Source organism: Pseudonocardia sediminis (assembly GCF_004217185.1).
Taxonomy (GTDB): domain Bacteria; phylum Actinomycetota; class Actinomycetes; order Mycobacteriales; family Pseudonocardiaceae; genus Pseudonocardia; species Pseudonocardia sediminis.
The window spans coordinates 348,365-365,517 of sequence record NZ_SHKL01000001.1 but is presented as its reverse complement, the minus strand read 5'-3'; the positions used below and the strand labels follow the sequence as shown (position 1 = coordinate 365,517).

The 17,153-nt window shown below is 71.7% G+C and carries 17 protein-coding genes; 7 read left to right on the top strand and 10 right to left on the bottom strand.

The features are described 5' to 3' along the window. Positions 1 to 60 precede the first annotated feature (60 nt). Together EV383_RS01795 and EV383_RS01790 are read left to right on the top strand one after the other, a co-directional pair. Complete coding sequence (locus EV383_RS01795; protein WP_130288293.1) at positions 61 to 792, top strand: dienelactone hydrolase family protein; 732 nt, start codon at positions 61 to 63, stop codon at positions 790 to 792. 133 nt (positions 793 to 925) lie between these two features. Further along, positions 926 to 1,309, top strand: coding sequence for a nuclear transport factor 2 family protein (locus EV383_RS01790; protein WP_130288292.1), 384 nt, complete (start codon positions 926 to 928; stop codon positions 1,307 to 1,309). Between the two features lie 15 nt (positions 1,310 to 1,324). Here EV383_RS01790 and EV383_RS01785 read toward each other — a convergent pair whose 3' ends face one another. Genes EV383_RS01785 through EV383_RS01775 form a run of 3 tightly spaced genes read right to left on the bottom strand, consistent with a single transcriptional unit; the run spans position 1,325 to position 3,149 of the window. Next, positions 1,325 to 1,726: an arsenate reductase ArsC gene (locus EV383_RS01785; protein ID WP_278044807.1), complete on the bottom strand. Its 402-nt coding sequence runs from the start codon at positions 1,724 to 1,726 to the stop codon at positions 1,325 to 1,327. Then, the gene (gene arsB / locus EV383_RS01780) at positions 1,723 to 2,787 is read right to left on the bottom strand and encodes an ACR3 family arsenite efflux transporter (RefSeq protein WP_130288291.1); all 1,065 of its coding nucleotides are present in this window, start codon (positions 2,785 to 2,787) and stop codon (positions 1,723 to 1,725) included. Before arsB ends, EV383_RS01785 begins: the two co-directional genes overlap by 4 nt. After that, positions 2,784 to 3,149: an ArsR/SmtB family transcription factor gene (locus EV383_RS01775; RefSeq protein WP_130288290.1), complete on the bottom strand. Its 366-nt coding sequence runs from the start codon at positions 3,147 to 3,149 to the stop codon at positions 2,784 to 2,786. The genes arsB and EV383_RS01775 overlap by 4 nt, the downstream gene beginning before the upstream one ends. A 75-nt stretch (positions 3,150 to 3,224) precedes the next feature. Between EV383_RS01775 and EV383_RS01770 the strand changes: the two genes are divergently transcribed. Next, positions 3,225 to 3,668: an ArsI/CadI family heavy metal resistance metalloenzyme gene (locus EV383_RS01770; protein WP_130288289.1), complete on the top strand. Its 444-nt coding sequence runs from the start codon at positions 3,225 to 3,227 to the stop codon at positions 3,666 to 3,668. A 15-nt stretch (positions 3,669 to 3,683) separates the two neighbouring features. Here EV383_RS01770 and EV383_RS01765 read toward each other — a convergent pair whose 3' ends face one another. From EV383_RS01765 to EV383_RS01755, 3 genes are all read right to left on the bottom strand, one after another. Continuing rightward, positions 3,684 to 4,253 carry a TIGR03086 family metal-binding protein gene (locus tag EV383_RS01765; RefSeq protein ID WP_130288288.1) on the bottom strand — a complete coding sequence of 190 codons (570 nt, stop codon included), beginning with the start codon at positions 4,251 to 4,253 and terminating at the stop codon, positions 3,684 to 3,686. A gap of 87 nt (positions 4,254 to 4,340) precedes the next feature. After that, positions 4,341 to 5,003 carry a cation diffusion facilitator family transporter gene (locus EV383_RS01760; RefSeq protein WP_130288287.1) on the bottom strand — a complete coding sequence of 221 codons (663 nt, stop codon included), beginning with the start codon at positions 5,001 to 5,003 and terminating at the stop codon, positions 4,341 to 4,343. 103 nt (positions 5,004 to 5,106) lie between these two features. Continuing rightward, the gene (locus EV383_RS01755; RefSeq protein WP_242622846.1) at positions 5,107 to 5,358 is read right to left on the bottom strand and encodes an ArsR/SmtB family transcription factor; all 252 of its coding nucleotides are present in this window, start codon (positions 5,356 to 5,358) and stop codon (positions 5,107 to 5,109) included. A gap of 247 nt (positions 5,359 to 5,605) precedes the next feature. Here EV383_RS01755 and EV383_RS01750 point away from each other — a divergent pair, with 247 nt between their 5' ends. Next, positions 5,606 to 6,382 carry a hypothetical protein gene (locus EV383_RS01750; RefSeq protein WP_207223402.1) on the top strand — a complete coding sequence of 259 codons (777 nt, stop codon included), beginning with the start codon at positions 5,606 to 5,608 and terminating at the stop codon, positions 6,380 to 6,382. A gap of 151 nt (positions 6,383 to 6,533) precedes the next feature. After that, a complete protein-coding gene (locus tag EV383_RS01745) occupies positions 6,534 to 7,214 on the top strand; it encodes a class F sortase (protein ID WP_130288285.1) in 681 nt (226 codons plus the stop codon). 18 nt (positions 7,215 to 7,232) lie between these two features. On the opposite strand, the gene EV383_RS01740 is transcribed toward EV383_RS01745, so the two are convergent. From EV383_RS01740 to benA, 4 genes are read right to left on the bottom strand one after another with little or no spacing between them, the layout of a single operon-like run. Next, complete coding sequence (locus EV383_RS01740; protein WP_130288284.1) at positions 7,233 to 9,929, bottom strand: LuxR family transcriptional regulator; 2,697 nt, start codon at positions 9,927 to 9,929, stop codon at positions 7,233 to 7,235. Positions 9,930 to 9,988: 59 nt separating this feature from the next. Further along, positions 9,989 to 12,823: a benzoate 1,2-dioxygenase electron transfer component BenC gene (gene benC, locus EV383_RS01735; protein WP_130288283.1), complete on the bottom strand. Its 2,835-nt coding sequence runs from the start codon at positions 12,821 to 12,823 to the stop codon at positions 9,989 to 9,991. A 15-nt stretch (positions 12,824 to 12,838) separates the two neighbouring features. Beyond that, complete coding sequence (gene benB / locus EV383_RS01730; RefSeq protein ID WP_130288282.1) at positions 12,839 to 13,384, bottom strand: benzoate 1,2-dioxygenase small subunit; 546 nt, start codon at positions 13,382 to 13,384, stop codon at positions 12,839 to 12,841. Between the two features lie 7 nt (positions 13,385 to 13,391). Next, the gene (gene benA / locus EV383_RS01725) at positions 13,392 to 14,768 is read right to left on the bottom strand and encodes a benzoate 1,2-dioxygenase large subunit (RefSeq protein ID WP_130288281.1); all 1,377 of its coding nucleotides are present in this window, start codon (positions 14,766 to 14,768) and stop codon (positions 13,392 to 13,394) included. Positions 14,769 to 15,049: 281 nt separating this feature from the next. Here benA and EV383_RS01720 point away from each other — a divergent pair, with 281 nt between their 5' ends. Together EV383_RS01720 and EV383_RS01715 are read left to right on the top strand one after the other, a co-directional pair. Beyond that, positions 15,050 to 16,030, top strand: a complete 981-nt coding sequence (locus tag EV383_RS01720) for a LysR family transcriptional regulator (protein WP_130288280.1) — start codon at positions 15,050 to 15,052, stop codon at positions 16,028 to 16,030. Further along, positions 16,027 to 17,130: a mandelate racemase/muconate lactonizing enzyme family protein gene (locus EV383_RS01715; protein ID WP_130288279.1), complete on the top strand. Its 1,104-nt coding sequence runs from the start codon at positions 16,027 to 16,029 to the stop codon at positions 17,128 to 17,130. The genes EV383_RS01720 and EV383_RS01715 overlap by 4 nt, the downstream gene beginning before the upstream one ends. Positions 17,131 to 17,153: the final 23 nt, after the last annotated feature.

The following is a 17,153-nucleotide window of genomic DNA, read 5'->3' as shown; positions in this document are numbered from 1 at the left end:
TCACGGTCGGGCGATAGGTCGTCCGGGAGCGCCGCACCGGCACTCCCGAAGGGCACGACCATGCGATTCACCTCAGAACGACGCCTCGACGACGGCGTTGACGAACGCGAGTTCACCCTCGGCGAGATCCCCGGCATCCTCTGGACGCCCGGGTCCGCCACTGCACCGACGCCGCTGATCCTGCTCGGCCATCCCGGCGGGCTGAACGCGATGTACCCCCGCCTGCTGGCCCGGGCCCGGCAGTCGGTGGCGGAGGGCTTCGCCGCGGCCACCATCGAGCTCCCCGGGAGCGGCGACCGGCCCCGGGACGCCGCCGCCGAGGAGGCCCGCGCGGACCTGCGGCGAGCGATCGGGGCCGGCGGGCCCGTCGACGACGACATCGTCGCCCGGCTCGTCCTCCCGCTGGTCGAGCGGGCGGTCCCGGAGTGGCGGGCCGTCCTGGACGCCCTCCTGGCCCTGCCCGGGATCGACGGTCCGGTCGGGTTCGCCGGAGGGATCATCTCCGTCGGCATCCGGCTGGCGGTGGTCGAGCCGCGCATCGCGGCCGCCGTCCTGTTCGCCGGGAGCTACGTGCCCCGTGCCCTGTTCGACGACGCCCGGCGGGTCACCGTCCCGCTGCAGGTCCTGCTGCAGTGGGACGACGAGGGCAACGACCGTCAGGCGGCGCTGGACCTGTTCGACGCCCTCGGCAGCACGGAGAAGACGTTGCACGCCAACATGGGCGGACACACCGGCGTCCCGCGGTTCGCAGGGGAGGAAGCCGACCGGTTCCTCGCCCGGCACCTGCGGTGAACCCCGGCCGCCGGGCCGGTGGCGTCCGGTCCGGCGGCCCCTCATGAATGCGGGCGGCGGAATACGGGCGTTTCCGGCGCGGTTGGTGCGTCGGAACCCGTGCCGCCACACCACCGAAGGTGAGACGACCCCCATGGCCGACCTGCAGCGCAACAAGGACAACGTCCGGGCGTTCTACGACATGATGTTCAACGAGTCCAGGCCGGCGGAGGCGCTCGAGCGCTACGCCGGGGACACCTACACCCAGCACAACGTGCACGTCGCCGACGGCAAGCAGGCCTTCGTCGACTACTTCGAGCGCATGGCCGCCGAGTACCCCGGCAAGCACGTGCGGTTCGTCCGCACCGTCGCCGAGGACGACCTGGTCGTCCTGCACTGCCACCAGACCTGGCCGGGCGGCGACGACTACGCCGGGATCGACATCTTCCGCGTGGACGACCACGGCAGGGTCGTCGAGCACTGGGACGTCCTGCAGGTCATCCCCGCCACGTCGGCCAACGACAACGGGATGTTCTGACCGTACCCACCTCGGCTACCCGGCCGGGACCAGTTCGGCGAGCAGGGCGCGGACCCGGGCGTCGATGTCGTCGCGGATCGGGCGGACCGCCTCGGCGGGCTTCCCGGCCGGGTCGGTGAGCTCCCAGTTCAGGTAGCGCTTGCCGGGGTACACCGGGCAGGCGTCGCCGCACCCCATCGTGATCACGACGTCGGCGGCGCGGACGGCGTCGTCGGTCAGGGGCCTGGGGTACTTCCGCGACAGGTCCAGGCCGATCTCGGCCATGACGGCGCGCACGGCCGGGTTGATCGACTCCGCGGGCGCCGATCCGGCCGAGCGCACGACGACCGTCCCGGCGGCGTGGTGCTCGAGCAGGGCCGCGGCCATCTGGGACCGGCCGGCGTTGTGGACGCAGACGAACAGCACCTCGGGGGTCACGCGGGGTCCTTCCAGCGTCGGCGGGCGGCGAGGGAGACGTAGACGAGGGCGACCAGGACCGGGACCTCGATCAGCGGCCCGACGACGCCGGCCAGCGCCTGACCGGACGTCACGCCGAAGGTGGCGATGGCGACCGCGATGGCCAGCTCGAAGTTGTTGCCGGCCGCGGTGAACGCCAGCGTCGTGGTGCGCTCGTAGCCGAGGCCGATCGCGCGGCCGGTAGCGTAGGACCCGGCCCACATGATCGCGAAGTAGGCGAGCAGCGGGAGCGCGATGCGCACGACGTCGAGCGGGCGGGAGGTGATCGCCTCACCCTGCAGCGCGAACAGGATCACGATGGTGAACAGCAGCCCGTAGAGCGCGAACGGGCCGATGCGGGGCAGGAACCGGGACTCGTACCAGTCGCGGCCCTTCGTGCGCTCGCCGATCCGCCGGGACAGGTAGCCGGCGACCAGCGGGATCCCCAGGAAGATCAGCACCGACCCGGCGATCTGCCAGGGCGAGACGTCCAGGTCGGTCTGCGGCAGACCCAGCCACCCGGGCAGCACGTCGAGGTAGAACCAGCCCAGCGCGGCGAAGGCGAACACCTGGAACACCGAGTTCAGCGCGACCAGGACGGCGGCCGCCTCCCGGTCGCCGCAGGCCAGGTCGTTCCAGATGATGACCATCGCGATGCAGCGGGCGAGCCCGACGATGATCAGGCCGGTCCGGTACTCGGGCAGGTCCGGCAGCAGCAGCCAGGCGAGCGCGAACATCAGCGCCGGACCGAGGACCCAGTTCAGCACCAGCGAGGCCACCATCAGCCGCCGGTCACCGGTGACGGTGTCGAGGCGGTCGTAGCGGACCTTGGCCAGCACCGGGTACATCATGATCAGCAGGCCGAGCGCGATCGGGAGCGAGACCCCGCCCAGCGCCACCCCGTCCAGCGCCGGGCCCAGACCGGGGACGAACCGTCCGCCGAGGAGGCCGACGGCCATCGCGAGCAGGATCCACACCGGCAGGAAGCGGTCCAGGCGTGAGAGCCGGGCGACGACGGCCGGAGCGTCGGTCCGCGTGCTCACGAGCCGGCCACGGTGGCGTCGTCGGGCACCAGGACGGCCGACAGGCGGCTCAGCGCCTCGGGCTGCACCCGGTAGTAGACCCAGGTCCCGCGCCGCTCCCCCGCGATCAGACCGGCCTCGCGCAGCACCTTGAGGTGGTGGCTGATCGTCGGGCCGGACAGGTCGAACACGCCGGTCAGGTCGCACACGCACGCCTCGCCCCCGGCGTGCGAGGCGATCAACGACAGCAGGCGGAGACGGACCGGGTCGCCCATGGCCTTGAACAACCGCGACAGCTCGACCGCCTGGTCCGAGGACAGCGGCTCGCGCACCAGCGGCGAGCAGCACTCGACGTCGGCGGTCACGCGACCTTGATTCGACATACGTCTACCTTGACAGCCGTCGAAACAAAGCACAACCTCGTGTCTCGACCGTCGTCGAAACAAGGAGTGACCGCCATGTCCCGGATCCAGCTCGCACTACGGGTGTCCGACCTCGACGCCTCGATCGCGTTCTACCGGTCCCTGTTCGGCGTCGAGCCGGCCAAGACCCGTCCCGGCTACGCGAACTTCGCCGTCGCCGACCCGCCGCTCAAGCTCGTCCTCATCCAGGGCGACGCCGGCCGGCCGACCGCGATGGACCACCTCGGCGTCGAGGTCGGGACGACGGCCGAGGTCGGCGAGGCCACCGACCGGCTCTCCGAACTGGGCCTGTTCACCCAGGTCGAGAACGACACCACCTGCTGCTATGCGTTGCAGGACAAGGTCTGGGTGCACGGGCCGGGCGCCGAGCCGTGGGAGGTCTACACGGTCAAGGCCGACGCCCCCGACGCGACGTCGGTCCATCCCGTCGGCATCACGCCCGCCGCGACCGGCCCGTGCGAGTGCGGCGTCCCTGGCTGATCGGCCCGCGCCGGGTCAGCGCGGGTCGCGGCCGATGAACGCGAGCAGCCTGGTCTGCACGTCGGCGTCGTCACCGACGTCGACCTTCGGGCCGTACTGCCCGCTGGAGCGCAGGATCTCGTCGAGCGGCGCCATGCCCTCCAGCATCATCGCGCAGCGCTGCGGGTCGAGCGTCTCGTCCTGACCGGTGGCGCGGGCGAGGTCCCAGGTGTGCAGGAAGACGTCGCCGGTGAAGAACTGCGCGATCGCCCGCGGCAGGGGCACCTCGCCGATGTGCGGGTTGACCAGCATCTTCTCCGCCGACGCCGGGTCGTCGAGGACGGCCTGGACGCCGTCGCTCATGGTCCGCCAGGCCGCGACCGGGTCGTCGGACACCGGCGGCCCCTGCGGGAGCGTGACGTCGGCGCCGCCGGAGAGGAAGCCGGGGAACCAGGTGACGAGGTGGTCGACGACGTCGCGCGCGGCCCACTCGGGGACGGGCGACGGGCGGTCCCACGTGGCGTCGTCGGGAACGCCCTCGACGAGCGCGGTGAAGCGGCCGGCGATCTCGCGGTACTCGTCGGCGGGGGTCTGGTTCGCGATCACGTCGATCGCCCTCCTCGGGTGGAACGGATGCGGATGCTGTCGAGAGGGCAGACCGCGCCCCCGTACTCAACTCATCGGTTGATGACGTCACGGATTCCCGGAACAGCAGGCGTCGTCACAGGACCGCGGCGCGGCCGGGGCGCAGCACAGGTCCCCCCGCCAGGCGTTACGGCCCTCCCGCACCGCGAGGACGGCCAGGGCCAGACCGGCGACGGGGTCGGCCCACCACCAGCCGAGGGAGGCGTTGAGGACCAGGCCGACGAGCACCGCGGCCGACAGGTACGTGCACAGCAGGGTCTGCTTCGAGTCCGCGACGGCGCTGGCCGACCCGAGCTCGCGGCCCGCCCGGCGCTGCGCCCAGGACAGGAACGGCATCACCGCGACGCTGACGGCGACCAGCACGATTCCGACGGTCGAGCGCTCCGCCTCCCCCGCGCCCAGCAGCGCGCGCACCGCCTCGGCGCCCACGTAGGCGGCCAGGGCGAAGAACGACCAGGCGATCACCCGCAGCGCCGTCCGCTCCCGCCGCTGCGGGTCCGGACCGGAGAACTGCCAGGCCACCGCGGCGGCCGAGCCGACCTCGATCACCGAGTCCAGCCCGAACCCGATCAGGGCCACCGACGACGCGACCGTGCCGGCCGAGATCGCGACGACCGCCTCGACGACGTTGTAGCTGATCGTCACGGCGACCAGCAGGCGGATCCGCCGGGACAGGACGGCCCGGCGGTCGTCGGTGAGCGCCGCGGTCACGACGCGTCCCGCGCGGCCACGACCGGTTCGCCGTAGACGGGGCAGAGCGCGACCGCACTGCCGGTCTCGGCCAGCACCCGCTCGGCGCTGCGCAGCAGGTCGATCAGCTCCGGCCGGGTCGGCGGTAGTACGACTGGCGTCCCTCGGTACGGAAGTCGACCAGATGACAGTCCCGCAGGCAGGCGAGGTGCCGGGAGACGGTGGACTGCGCCAGCCCGAGCCGGCGGGTCAGGTCCACCACCCGCGCCTCCTCCTCGACCAGCCGGGACACGATGGCCAGTCGTGTCGGGTCGGCCAGCGACCGAAACAACGCGACGGCAGGGGTCACGTCCGGCCCGCAGCAATCCATCGTCATGCGACGATGATAGCGGCGTACAGCGATGCTGGATCGGCGCGGGCCACGAGCGATGATCACGTTCCGTACACATCTGCTCGATGCAGGACAACGGGATCCGGGCTCGGAAATCTCCCCGAAAATTGATCCGAACCGTTCTGCAACCGGCCTGCGAATGCAGGGTGCACGGTCGCCGAGAACAAACTCGGAGACCCTCGGCGCTCAAGGAGAATCGGCAATGATGCGTTCCGTTCGACGTGTGGTCGGCATGGCCACGATCGGTCTCGTCGCGGCAGCGGTCACCGGCCTCGGTGCCGGTGTCGCCAACGCCCAGGAGACCCCGCCCCCGGTCGCCACCATCACCAACCTCACCGGTCAGTCCACCTCGGTGAAGCTCGACTCCGGCTTCGTCGAGGCGCTCGGTTCGCTCGGTGTGGCCCCCGGCCCGTCGGGCAACGCGAAGATCGCCGACGGCTCGGCCAGCTTCCCGATCACCGGTGGTAACGTCACCGTCTACAAGCCGGGCGACGTGAACCCCTACGTCCAGGGCAGCATCAAGCACGAGGGCTCCGGCCTGACGCTGACCAAGGGCGACACCAAGGTCACCCTCGACAACTTCGTCATCGACCCGGGCGACCCGGCCATCCTGACCGGCCGCGTCAGCGCGGGCGGCAAGGTCGTCGCCGAGTCGACGACGCTGTTCGACCTCAACGGCTCGACCCTGAAGCCGATCTCGGTGGACTCGTCCGCCGGCACCGCCACCCTGACCGGCACCACGGTCACCCTGAACTCGGGTGCGGCCGAGGCCCTGAACGGCGCCTTCTCCACCGACGCGCTCAAGGGCGGCACCGTCATCGGTATCGCCACCATCGTGGTGAACACCAAGTCCGGTGACATGCCGATGCCCTCCGGTGGCGTCGAGACCGGTGGCGGCAGCACCTCCGGTATCGAGGACTCCGGCCTGATCGTGGCCGGTGGCGTGCTCCTGCTGGGTGCCGCCGGAGCCGTGGCGGTCTCCCGCCGCCGCGCCGGCTCGCGCAGCTGATCTCCCACACGGGCCCCGTCGAACGGCACCACGCCGATCGACGGGGCCCGTGGCACGTCCGGCCCCGCGCAGATCCGCCCCACTGCCGAACCGCCGGTGCCCGCGCACACGAAGACCCTCACGTCAGACCCCAGCTGAACGGAGTCGGCCGATGACCGGCGACACACCCGCCCCACGCCGCAGACGCCGGCTCGCGCTCCTCTTCGCGGCCGTGCTCGCCGTGGTCGGCGTCGCCCTGGTCGGCTTCGCGCTGCTGAACCAGCAGTCGGCCCCCGAGCCCACCGCCGCCGCGGGGGTCCCCGTCGCTCCCGGGATCGTCGGCTCGTTCCCGGCGTCGGCCAAGCCGGTCGGTGAGCTCCTCCCGGCCTCGCCGCCCGCGTCGATCGCCATCCCCGAGATCGGGGTGAGCTCTCCGGTGAACCCGGTCGGCCTCAACCCCGACGGCACGCTCGAGGTCCCCGCTCCGGGTCCGCTCTACGACCAGGCCGCCTGGTACCGCGCATCGGCGACCCCCGGCGAGCTCGGACCGTCGATCATCATCGGACACGTCGACTCGGCCGCGAACGGCCCCTCGGTCTTCTTCGACCTCGCCCGCCTCACCCCCGGCCAGAATGTCACCGTGAAACGCGCCGACGGCGTCACGACGACATTTCTGATCGACTCGGTCCGGACGTTCCAGAAGGATTCGTTTCCGACCCAGGAGGTATACGCCACCGGAAATCGGTCCGAACTGCGTCTGATCACCTGCGGCGGCCCCTTCGACTCCGCGGCCGGGAGCTACAAGGACAACACGGTCGTGTTCGCCCATCTGGTGGACTCCAGCCGCTCCTGAGAGTGACCGGGGCGGGGCTCAAGATCCCGACATGAGCCCCGCGAGCTCGGCGCGGGAGCGGATGCCGAGCTTCCCGTAGATCCGGGTCAGGTGGTACTGCACCGTCTTCGTCGACACGTGCAGCTCGGCGGCGACCTCACGGTTCGACAATCCGCGCGTGACCAGCTCGGTCACGGCCGTCTCCTGCGGGGTGAGGTCGGCGACGCCGCGATCGTCCTTCCGGGACTCCGCTCCGCCGGCGTGCACGACCCCACCGGCCTTGAGCTCGCGGCCGCAGCGCAGGACGTAGGCCTCCGCGCCGAGCGAGGCGAACCGGTCGCGGGCGGTGGTGAGCACGGCGTCGGCGTCCCGGCGGCGTCCGGCCCGGCGCAGCGTCTGGCCGTGCGCGAACGCGATCCGGGCCCGGTCGTAGCGCAGCGGTAACCCGTCGAGCAGCGCCAGCGACTCCTCGAACGTGGCGTGCGCGGCGTCGATGTCCCCGCGGGCGCCGTGCAGACGCCCGCGCGCGTAGCCGAGCCGCGCGCGGGTCGAGCGGTGCCCGCGGTCGAGCGCCCGGGTCTCGTGCGGGGCCAGGAACTCCTCGGCCTCGTCCAGGCGCCCCTCCATGACCAGGGCGTTCGCGTAGACGTCGGTCCACGGCCACCAGCCGGGCTCGTCGATACCGCTGCCCGGGTCGGACCGGGTCAGCGGTGCGAGCACGCGGAGCACCTGCGCGTAGTCGGCGCGGGCCTCGCCGACCTGGGCGCGGGCCAGCAGGCAGGGCACCCGCATGATCTCGTAGTCCAGCACCCCGGACTCGGCCGTACGGACGGAGCGCTCGGCCTCGTCGCGGTCACCGCGCAGGGCGTGCACCTGGGTCGCGGTCCACTCCAGCAACGGCCCGGCCAGCACCATCCCGGTGCGCTCACCGAGCGCGCGGCCCTCCTCGACGGTGGCCAGCGCGCGGTCCCACTCCCCGCACAGGAACCGCGCCCGCGCCAGCCAGCCCAGCGCCCACATCGAGATCCGCGACGAGCCGCCCAGGTGCGTCGTCGGGACCGCGGAGGCGAGCTCGGGCAGGGCGTCGTCGACCTCGTCGATGACGACGTCGAGCCACCCCTTGCCCATCGTGGCCCGCTGCCCCTGGGCTCCGCGGTCGACCCGTTCGGTCACCGCGCGGTAGTGCTCGACCGCCTCGGCGGGACGCCCCGCCGAGGCCAGACCGAGGCCACGGATCACGGCCGCCTCGACCGCGGCCGGCGAGTCCGGCCCGACCAGCTCGGCGGTGCGGTCGGACCAGGTGACCAGGTCCTCGCCGCGGCACCGGGCCAGCGCGTGCAACACATTGCGCTGGCAGATCATCGCGGCGGTCCCGGGGTCGGACCGGGCGTCGACCTGCTCCCACGCCCGGGCGAGCCGGTTCTCCGCCTCGCCCGCGCGGCCGAGGACGACGGCGAGGTACCCGAGCACCGCGTTGCGCAGCGGCGTCTCGCGCAGGCTCTCCACCACCGGGATCATCGACGCGGCGGCGAGCACGTCGCCCGCACCCACCATCGCGTCGACGGCCCGGGTGACCCGCTGTTCGCGCAGGTCCCGGTCCTCGGTCAGCCGCCCGGCCTCGCGCAGCAGTGAGGCGACCGACTGCCAGGCGCCCGCGTCGGCCTCGGTGCGGGCGCGGGCGTCGAGCCGGTCGGCCAGCTCTGCGTCGCGGCCGGGCGTCGCGGCCGCCAGGTACTCCAGGCCGCGCACCGGGTCGGTGACGACCTCGGCCGCCCGGCGGCGCAGCGTCGCCGCGGCGTCCGGGCCCAGCGCGTCGATGACGGCCGCGCGCACCATCGGGTCCGGTGCCACCGCCGTGGGACGACGGGTCCCGCCGGCCCGGGTCACCAGGCCGGAGCGGCTCGCCTCGTCCAGCGGGACCAACAGGTCGTCGATCCCGGCGAGGGCGCCGGCCTCGTGCAGCTCGACGGCCGCGCCGAGGACGGCGACGGCCTCGGCGAGCGCCCGGGCTCCCGCACCCACCCCGGCGAGGCGCTCCCCCACCGCGACGGCCACCACGGACGGAGGCGGGAGCCGGACGTCGGGCTCCCCCCAGGACTCGACCGGCATCTCGTCGAGCAGCGCGAGGACGTGCCGGGGGATCCCCGCCGTGTGCCGGGCCAGCCGCGCGGACGCCCGGTCCGAGAGCGGCAGCCGGCGCGCCGCCGCCAGCTCGGCCACGGCGCGGCGGCCCAGAGGCCCGACGTCGAGCACCTCGGTCGCCGAGCGGGTGAGCAGGTCCGCCGTCGTCGCGGATGCCTCGCCGACCCGGGCCGTGAGCACGACCAGCAACCGGGCTCCGTGGTGGTGAGCGACCGCGGTGGACAGCGCGCGCAGCGAGTCCGGATCCGAGTCGTGCGCGTCGTCGACGACCACGACGGTGACGGTGTCGTCCGGCAGGCCGTCGACGAGCAGCGCCGCCGCGCCGAACGGGTCCGCGGGCGGGACGGCCGACCGCAGGAGCTGGGACAGCACACCCAACGACCGTCCGGACTCCCAGTCCGCGCCGCGCGCCCGCAGGACCGGGCCGTCGTGGGTGCCGGCGAACACCTGGAGCAGCGCCGTCTTCCCGATCCCCGCCGCGCCCGTCACCAGCACCGAGGAGGGCCCGTCGCCCTCGGCGACGAGCCGCGCGCGCCGGCGCAGGCGGGCGAGCTCACCGTCCCGGTCGACGAGCCGAAGCGACGATGCCCCCATCGGCTCACCCTACGGTCGTGCGCGGATATCACTGCCCTGGCAGCGATATCCGCGCACGGTCAGCCCAGGTCGCCGCCGGCCACGGGCAGGACGGTGCCGGTGATGTAGCTGGCCTCCTCCGAGGCCAGGAACGTGATCGCCGACGCCTGCTCGTCCAGCGTGCCGTAGCGCTTGAGCAGCGACGACTCGGTGGTCTGGTCGACGATCGTGCGGTACCAGTCCTGCTCCTGCTCCGACTCCGGAGCCGGTCCGCGCGGCGTCTTGCGCGGAGGTGCGTCGGTCCCGCCGGGGGCGGTCGCGACGACCCGGACGCCGTGCGGCGCCATCTCCAGCGCCAGCGCCGCGGTGATCGCGTTGACCCCGCCCTTCGCCGCCGCGTACGGGAGCCGGTTCAGACCGCGGGTCGCCACCGACGACACGTTGACGATCGTGCCCCCGCCCCGTTCGATCATGTGCGGCACGACGGCGCGGCAGCACCACATCGTCGGCCACAACGACCGGTTGATCTCGGCCTGGATCTGCTCCGGCGGGTAGTGCTCGAAGGGCTTGGCCCAGATCGTGCCGCCGACGGTGTGGATGGCGACGTCGATCCGCCCGTAGCGCTCGATCGCCGCGTCGACGACGGCCTGCGCGCCCTCCCAGGTCTCCAGGTCGGCGGTGACGGACAGCGCGTCGCACCCGTCCTGGCCCAGCTCGGAGGCCAGGTCGTGGACGGTGTCGGCGCGGTCGGCCAGCACCAGCGTGCCGTCCTCGGCGCCGATCCGGCGTGCCGCGCGCTCGCCGATCCCCTGCCCGGCCCCGGTCACCAGGACGACCTGGCCGGCGAACCGGCCCGGCGTCACGAACCGCGGACGGCGCGACTCCCGGGTGTCGCGCATCGCCCGGCGCATCGTCTCCTTGGACCGTTCCGCGTGGTCGGAGATCAGCTGCCGGGCGACGTCCTTCTCCCCGGACTCGAACGCGTCGACGATGTCGAGGTGGTCCTGCGCGCACGACGGGTGGCACCACACCGCGTTGCGCAGCGTCTCCTCCATCGCCCCCTTCACCCCGAGCGCCTGGTAGGCGCGCAGCAGGTGCTCGTTGCGGGTGAGGGTGAACAGGTAGTCGTGGAACGCGGCGTTGGTCTCGGTGTAGCCGTGCGCGTCGGTGAACCGCTCGTTCTCGACGTCGACGTAGGGCACCGTCGACTCGGCCAGCAGCCGGTAGCCGGCGATCTGGGCGTTCGACAGACGTCCGACGGTCAGCTCCAGCGCCCCGAGCTCCAGGGCCCGGCGGGCGTCGAAGATCGCGTCCGACTTGTCGATCGACGGGTGCTCCTCGCCGATGACGTACCCGTCGTCGCTCACCGTGTCGTCGGTGACCGCGGGGGTCTCCGGTCCCGGCGCGGCGGGTGCTGTCAGCGGCTCCAGCTCGGAGACCGGCAGCAGCTCCTGGGCCAGGATGTTGCGGCCCGCCCCGACGATCAGCCCGTCGTCCGGGTCGAGGTCGGTGCGGATGCTCGTTCCGCCTGCGCTGCTCTCGGTCACCTCGCCCTGGTCGAGCGCGGAGAAGACCATCTGGCCGTTGATCCGCCAGGCGGCGTTCTCCGAGCCGACCGACTCCGGCCGGCCCGTGCCGTACAGCGGCTCGAGATCGGCGACGTGGAGCACCTCGCGACCGTTGATCGCGCGACCCTCCCGGCCCCCCAGCGTCAGCATGTCCTCGGCCGACCCGTCGCCGGACGGGATCGCGACGACCGTCTCCGACACCGGCCCGTCCTCGGTCTCGGCGCTGACTCTCGTTCCGCCGGCGCTGCTCTCGGTACCGGGGCCGTCCTCACGCTCTACAGCCTGCGGCTCCGGGTCGGCCTTCTCGCCCGCCTCGTCGTCCGGCTTCGCGGCCAGGGCGAACTTCTCGTAGTAGAAGCCCGAGGGCTCGTAGTCCTGCTCGGAGAAGAACCCGCGGACCGCCTCCACCATCGGCGGCGGGCCGCAGAGGTACACCGCGGCGTCGCCGTCGTGCAGGTGCGACTCTTCGATCAGGGCCGTGACGTACCCCTGGTTGGGGCACGACGTGTTCTCGTCGGCGACGCAGTAGTCCCAGGTCAGACCGTCGATCGAGTCGGCCAGCGCGCGCACCGTGTCCAGCTCGACGACGTCGTCGTCGGTCGTGGCGCCGTAGAGCAGGTGCATCGGACGCGTGCTCTCCGCGGCGTCGAGCGTGCGCAGGATGGCCAGGATCGGGGCCAGCCCGGTGCCGCCGGCGAGCAGCAGCAGCGGGGCGTCGGACTCGCGCAGGAAGAAGCTCCCATGCGGGCCGGTCAGCTCGATGTCGTCGCCGACCTTCGCCCGCGAGTCCAGGTACTCCGACATCACCCCGCCCGGGGTGATCTTGATCAGGAACGTGAGCGCCTCGTCGTCCGGACCGCTGGAGAACGAGTAGGACCGGGTGTCGTCGGTGCCGGGCACCGCGATGTTGACGTACTGCCCGGGCAGGTACGCCAGCTTGTCGCGGTCCTGGATCTCGATCGTCAGCGCGACCGTCGAGGAGGAGAGCCGGTCCAGCGCGGTGACCGTGCCCTTGTGGGTGGCGGCGCTGGTCTTGGCCACGGCCGAGGTGGTCGCGATCTGCACGACCATGTCCGAACGCGGCTTGGCCTGGCAGGCCAGCAGGTAGCCCTGCTCCGACTCGTCGTCGGACAGCGCGTCCTCGATATAGCTGCCGCCGTCGTACTCACCGGACTCGCAGAACGCCTTGCACGTGCCGCAGGCGCCGTCGCTGCAGTCCACCGGGATGTTGATCCGCGACCGGTAGGACGCGTCGGCGATCGACTGGCCCTCCTTGCAGTTCACGAACCGTGTCACGCCGTCCTCGAAGGACAGCGCCACCTTGTGCGTCGTTGCAGTGGCACTCATCGGCTACCACCCCTCTCAGAAGTGGTAGATGTCCACGACGTGGTGGATGTAGTCGTTCTTGAGCACCACGGTCTTGCGCCGGATCAGCGGGGCCTCGCCGGAGAAGTCGATCGTGTAGAACGACGTGCCGTAGTACGGGTCCACCGTCTTGTAGCGGAAGTACATCGTGTGCCAGTTGAACCGGATGTCGACCAGGTCGCCGCGGCGCTCGATCACCTCGACGTTGGAGATGTTGTGGCTGGTCCGCGGTTCCGGTAGCGAGGTGGCCGACGAGCGCTCGGTGCGGATCCGGAAGACCCGGTCCTCCAGGCCGCCCTTGTTGCCGTAGTAGATCAGCGAGATCTCGCGCTGCGGGTCCTCGGTGAGCTCACCGTTGTCGTCCCAGCAGGGCATCCAGTAGACGACGTCGTCGGCGTAGCACTCGAGCCACTTCTCGAACTCGCGGTCGTCGAGGTACCGGGCCTCGCGGTAGAGGAACTGCTCGATCGCGTTCTGCGTGATCAGCTTCGACCCGCGCTCCGCCTGGGCGGTGGCGTCGGACTTCTTCTCCGTGGTGGTCATGGTCTCCTCAGCCCTTCGCCTTCGCCGCGGCCGGCTTGCGGGAGGCAGCCACGGCCTCGCGCATCGTCTCCAGCCAGTAGCCGTGCTGGACCGGGTAGAGCCCCTCGTCCTCGTTCTTCTGCCCGGCCGAGATGACGCCCTCCATGTCGAGGGCCTTCGCGACCTCGTCCGGGCCGGTCAGCCAGTGCTCGGCACCGCGGCTCATGTCGCTGTACGGCGCGGCGGTGGCGCGGAAGGTGAGCTGGCAGGAGCGGAACTCCTCCAGGTCGTCCGGGGTGGCCATGCCGGAGGCGTTGAAGAAGTCCTCGTACTGGCGGATCCGGTGCGCCCGCGCGGCGTCGGACTCGCCGATCGGGGCGAAGCAGTAGATCGTGACCTCGGTCTTGTCCGGCGCGATCGGGCGGAAGTGCCGGATCTGCGTCGAGAACTGGTCCATCAGGTAGACGTTCGGGTAGAGACACAGGTTCCGGGACCCGCGGACCATGAAGTCGCCCTTGGCGTCGCCGAACTGCTCCTTGAGCGTGTCCAGCTCGCTCCAGAGAGGGCGGTCCTCGGGGTTCGCGGCCCAGGTCCACAGGCACAGGTGCCCGTTCGGGTACGACCAGTAGCCGCCGCCGGACTTGCCCCAGCCGCCGGCGTCGAGCGCCTTGGTGTCGTTCTTCGACTCACCGGAGCTACGACGCGAGGTCGTCGCCGCGTAGTTCCAGTGCAGCGCGCTGACGTGGTACCCGTCGGCGCCGTTCTCGACCTGGACCTTCCAGTTGCCGTCGAAGGTGTAGGTCGACGAGCCGCGCAGCACCTCCAGCCCCTGCTCGGACTGGTCGACCATCATGTCGATGACCTTGGTGGTGTCGCCGAGGTGCTCATCCAGCGGGACCACGTCGTCGTTCAGGCTGCCGAACAGGAACCCGCGGTAGCTGTCGAACCTTGCGACCTTGGTCAGGTTGTGCGAGCCGTCCTTGTCGAACGTCTCCGGGTAGCCGGCGTCGTCGGGGTCCTTGACCTTCAGCAGCGTGCCGTCGTTGCGGAACGTCCACCCGTGGAACGGGCAGGTGATCGTCATCCGGTTGTCGGTCTTGCGGCGGCAGAGCATCGACCCGCGGTGTGCACACGCGTTGATCAGGCAGTTCAGCGAGCCGTCCTTGCTGCGCGTGATCATGATCGGCTGCCGGCCGATGTAGGTGGTGAAGTAGTCGCCCGGGTTCGGAAGCTGACTCTCGTGGGCGAGGTAGACCCAGTTGCCCTCGAAGATGTGCTTCATCTCGAGCTCGAAGATCTCCTCGTCGGTGAAGATCTCCCGCTTGGCCTGGTAGAGCCCGGCCTCCGCGTCGTCGATGACGGCGTCGTCGAGAACGGATTCGACATGTGCGAAAACGTCGGTCATGGCTTCCTCCTGCGAAGCGGCGGCCCTGTGGTGCGGACCAGCGTCACACGGAAGGTTCGCAGGCGTGTGGTGGCAGCCACACCAGGCAAGTACCTAGTCCTGACCCAGGGTGCATCCAGACATCCGGCGTATGAGTGCCGTTCACGACGACCTGGGCGTCGTCCGACTCATTAAGACATCACATGGCTCAATCGAGCTGAACATTGTCCTTGGCTCGACAAGGTCGGCGTCCTACGGTCATGCCGGGACGAGGACGTCGACGGCACGGAAGGGGGCCCGACATGGAACTCCGCCAGCTCCGGTACTTCGTGACCGTGGCCCGGACCCGCCACTTCGGCCGGGCCGCCGAGCGCCTGCACATGGCGCAGTCGCCCCTGTCGCAGGCGATCCGTCAGCTCGAGTCACAGGTCGGAGCCACGTTGCTGGACCGCACCACCCGGCGGGTCGATCTGACCCCGGCCGGAGAGGCCTTCCTCGCCGACGCGACGAGGATCCTCTCCTCGGTCGAGGACGCCCGCATCCGTGTGGAGCACATCGTCGCCGGGCACACCGGCGTCCTGACCGTCGGCACGACCGACCTCGCCGCCTACCGCGTGCTCCCCCGGCTCGCCCGGGCCGCGGCACGGGAGATGCCGGGCGTCACGTTGCGCTTCGAGCCCGGCCTGCTCACCGCGGCCCAGGAGGACGCCCTGGTCGAGCGCCGGATCGACATCGGGGTGCTCCGGCCGCCGCTGCTGCGCCGCGAGCTCTCGGTGCGGCGGGTCGAGCGCGAGCGGATGGTGGTCGCCGTGCCGTCCGGGCACCGGCTGGACGGAGTCGGACCCGTCGAGCCGGCCGACCTGCGCGCCGAGCCGTTCGTCGCCTACGGGGTGCCGGGCTCGGTCGTCGACTCGGTCGTCGTCCAGGCCTGCCTCAACGCGGGCTTCCTGCCGCAGCGGGCCGCGGAGGCCGCCCAGACACCGATCATGCTGACCCTGGTCGCGGCCGGCGCCGGTGTGGCGGTGCTCCCGGAGTCGGTGCGCGCCCTGCGCATGGACGGGGTCACCTACGTTCCGCTGACCGACGAGGTGACCGTCGAGCTTGCCCTGGCCTGGCGCACCGAGGACCGCTCACCCGCACTGCTGCGCCTGATCGACGCGCTCGAGGGGAGCGGCGCCCTCCCCCGCCCCGAGCCCGCACACCTCGCCGACCCCGTAGCCAGCACCGACCCCGTACCCAGCGCCGACACCGACCCCACCGCCGACCTCGGAGGAGAACCGTGAAGATCGTCCGGATCGAGGCGATCCCGTTCGCCGTGCCGTACCGCAAGCCGCTGCGCTTCGCCAGCGGCGAGGTGCACACCGCCGACCACGTCCTGGTGCGCGTGCACGGCGAGGACGGCCTCGTCGGTGTCGCGGAGGCGCCGCCGCGCCCCTTCACCTACGGCGAGACCCAGGAGTCGATCATCGCGGTGATCGACAGGATCTTCGCCCCCGAGCTGGTCGGCCTCACCGTGTTCGAGCGGGAGGTCATGGCTGCCCGGATGGACCGCACGGTCGGCAACCCGACCGCGAAGGCGGCCGTCGACATGGCCGTGTGGGACCTGCTCGGGCGCTCGCTCGACGTACCCGTCTCGCAGCTGCTCGGCGGCTACACCGACCGGATGTCGGTGTCGCACATGGTCGGGTTCGCCCCGGACGCCGAGATGGTCGCCGAGGCGGAGAGGATGCGCGACACCTACGGCATCACCACGTTCAAGGTGAAGGTCGGCCGCCGCCCGGTCTCGCTCGACGTCGGCGCCTGCCGCGCGCTGCGCGAGGCCCTGGGCCCGGACGTCGACCTCTACGTCGACGGCAACCGCGGCTGGAAGCCCTCCGAGGCGGCACGGGCGCTGCACGCCATGGCCGACCTGGACCTGACCCTGTCCGAGGAGCTCTGCCCGGCCGACGACGTCCTCGGACGGCGCTGGCTCGTCTCCCAGACCCCGATCCCGACCGTCGCCGACGAGAGCGCCACCCGGCCCGGCGAGGTCACCCGTGAGCTGCTCGGAGGCTCCGCGAACATGATCAGCATCAAGACCGCGCGGACCGGGTTCACCGGCTCGCAGCGGGTGCTGCACCTGTGCGAGGGACTCGGCACCGAGGTCGTCATGGGCAACCAGATCGACGGCCAGGTCGGCACCGCCTGCAGCGTCGTGTTCGGCGCCGCGCACCGCTCCACGTCGGGCCGGGCCGGCGAGCTGTCGAACTTCCTCGACATGTCCGACGACCTGCTCACCGAACCCCTGCAGATCACCGGCGGCGAGATGCACGTGCGCCCCGGACCGGGCATCGGGATCGAGATCGACCCGGACAAGCTCGCGCACTACCGCCAGGACGCCTGAGCCCGAACCACCACTTCGCACAC

Coding starts and splice junctions, on each gene's coding strand:
- EV383_RS01720 (WP_130288280.1), top strand. CDS start 15,050: ATGGAACTCCGCCAGCTCCGGTACTTCGTGACCGTGGCCCGGACCCGC.
- EV383_RS01775 (WP_130288290.1), bottom strand. CDS start 3,149: ATGTCGAATCAAGGTCGCGTGACCGCCGACGTCGAGTGCTGCTCGCCG.
- EV383_RS01790 (WP_130288292.1), top strand. CDS start 926: ATGGCCGACCTGCAGCGCAACAAGGACAACGTCCGGGCGTTCTACGAC.
- EV383_RS01755 (WP_242622846.1), bottom strand. CDS start 5,358: ATGACGATGGATTGCTGCGGGCCGGACGTGACCCCTGCCGTCGCGTTG.
- benB (WP_130288282.1), bottom strand. CDS start 13,384: ATGACCACCACGGAGAAGAAGTCCGACGCCACCGCCCAGGCGGAGCGC.
- EV383_RS01795 (WP_130288293.1), top strand. CDS start 61: ATGCGATTCACCTCAGAACGACGCCTCGACGACGGCGTTGACGAACGC.
- EV383_RS01770 (WP_130288289.1), top strand. CDS start 3,225: ATGTCCCGGATCCAGCTCGCACTACGGGTGTCCGACCTCGACGCCTCG.
- EV383_RS01745 (WP_130288285.1), top strand. CDS start 6,534: ATGACCGGCGACACACCCGCCCCACGCCGCAGACGCCGGCTCGCGCTC.
- EV383_RS01750 (WP_207223402.1), top strand. CDS start 5,606: ATGGCCACGATCGGTCTCGTCGCGGCAGCGGTCACCGGCCTCGGTGCC.
- benC (WP_130288283.1), bottom strand. CDS start 12,823: ATGAGTGCCACTGCAACGACGCACAAGGTGGCGCTGTCCTTCGAGGAC.
- EV383_RS01740 (WP_130288284.1), bottom strand. CDS start 9,929: ATGGGGGCATCGTCGCTTCGGCTCGTCGACCGGGACGGTGAGCTCGCC.
- benA (WP_130288281.1), bottom strand. CDS start 14,768: ATGACCGACGTTTTCGCACATGTCGAATCCGTTCTCGACGACGCCGTC.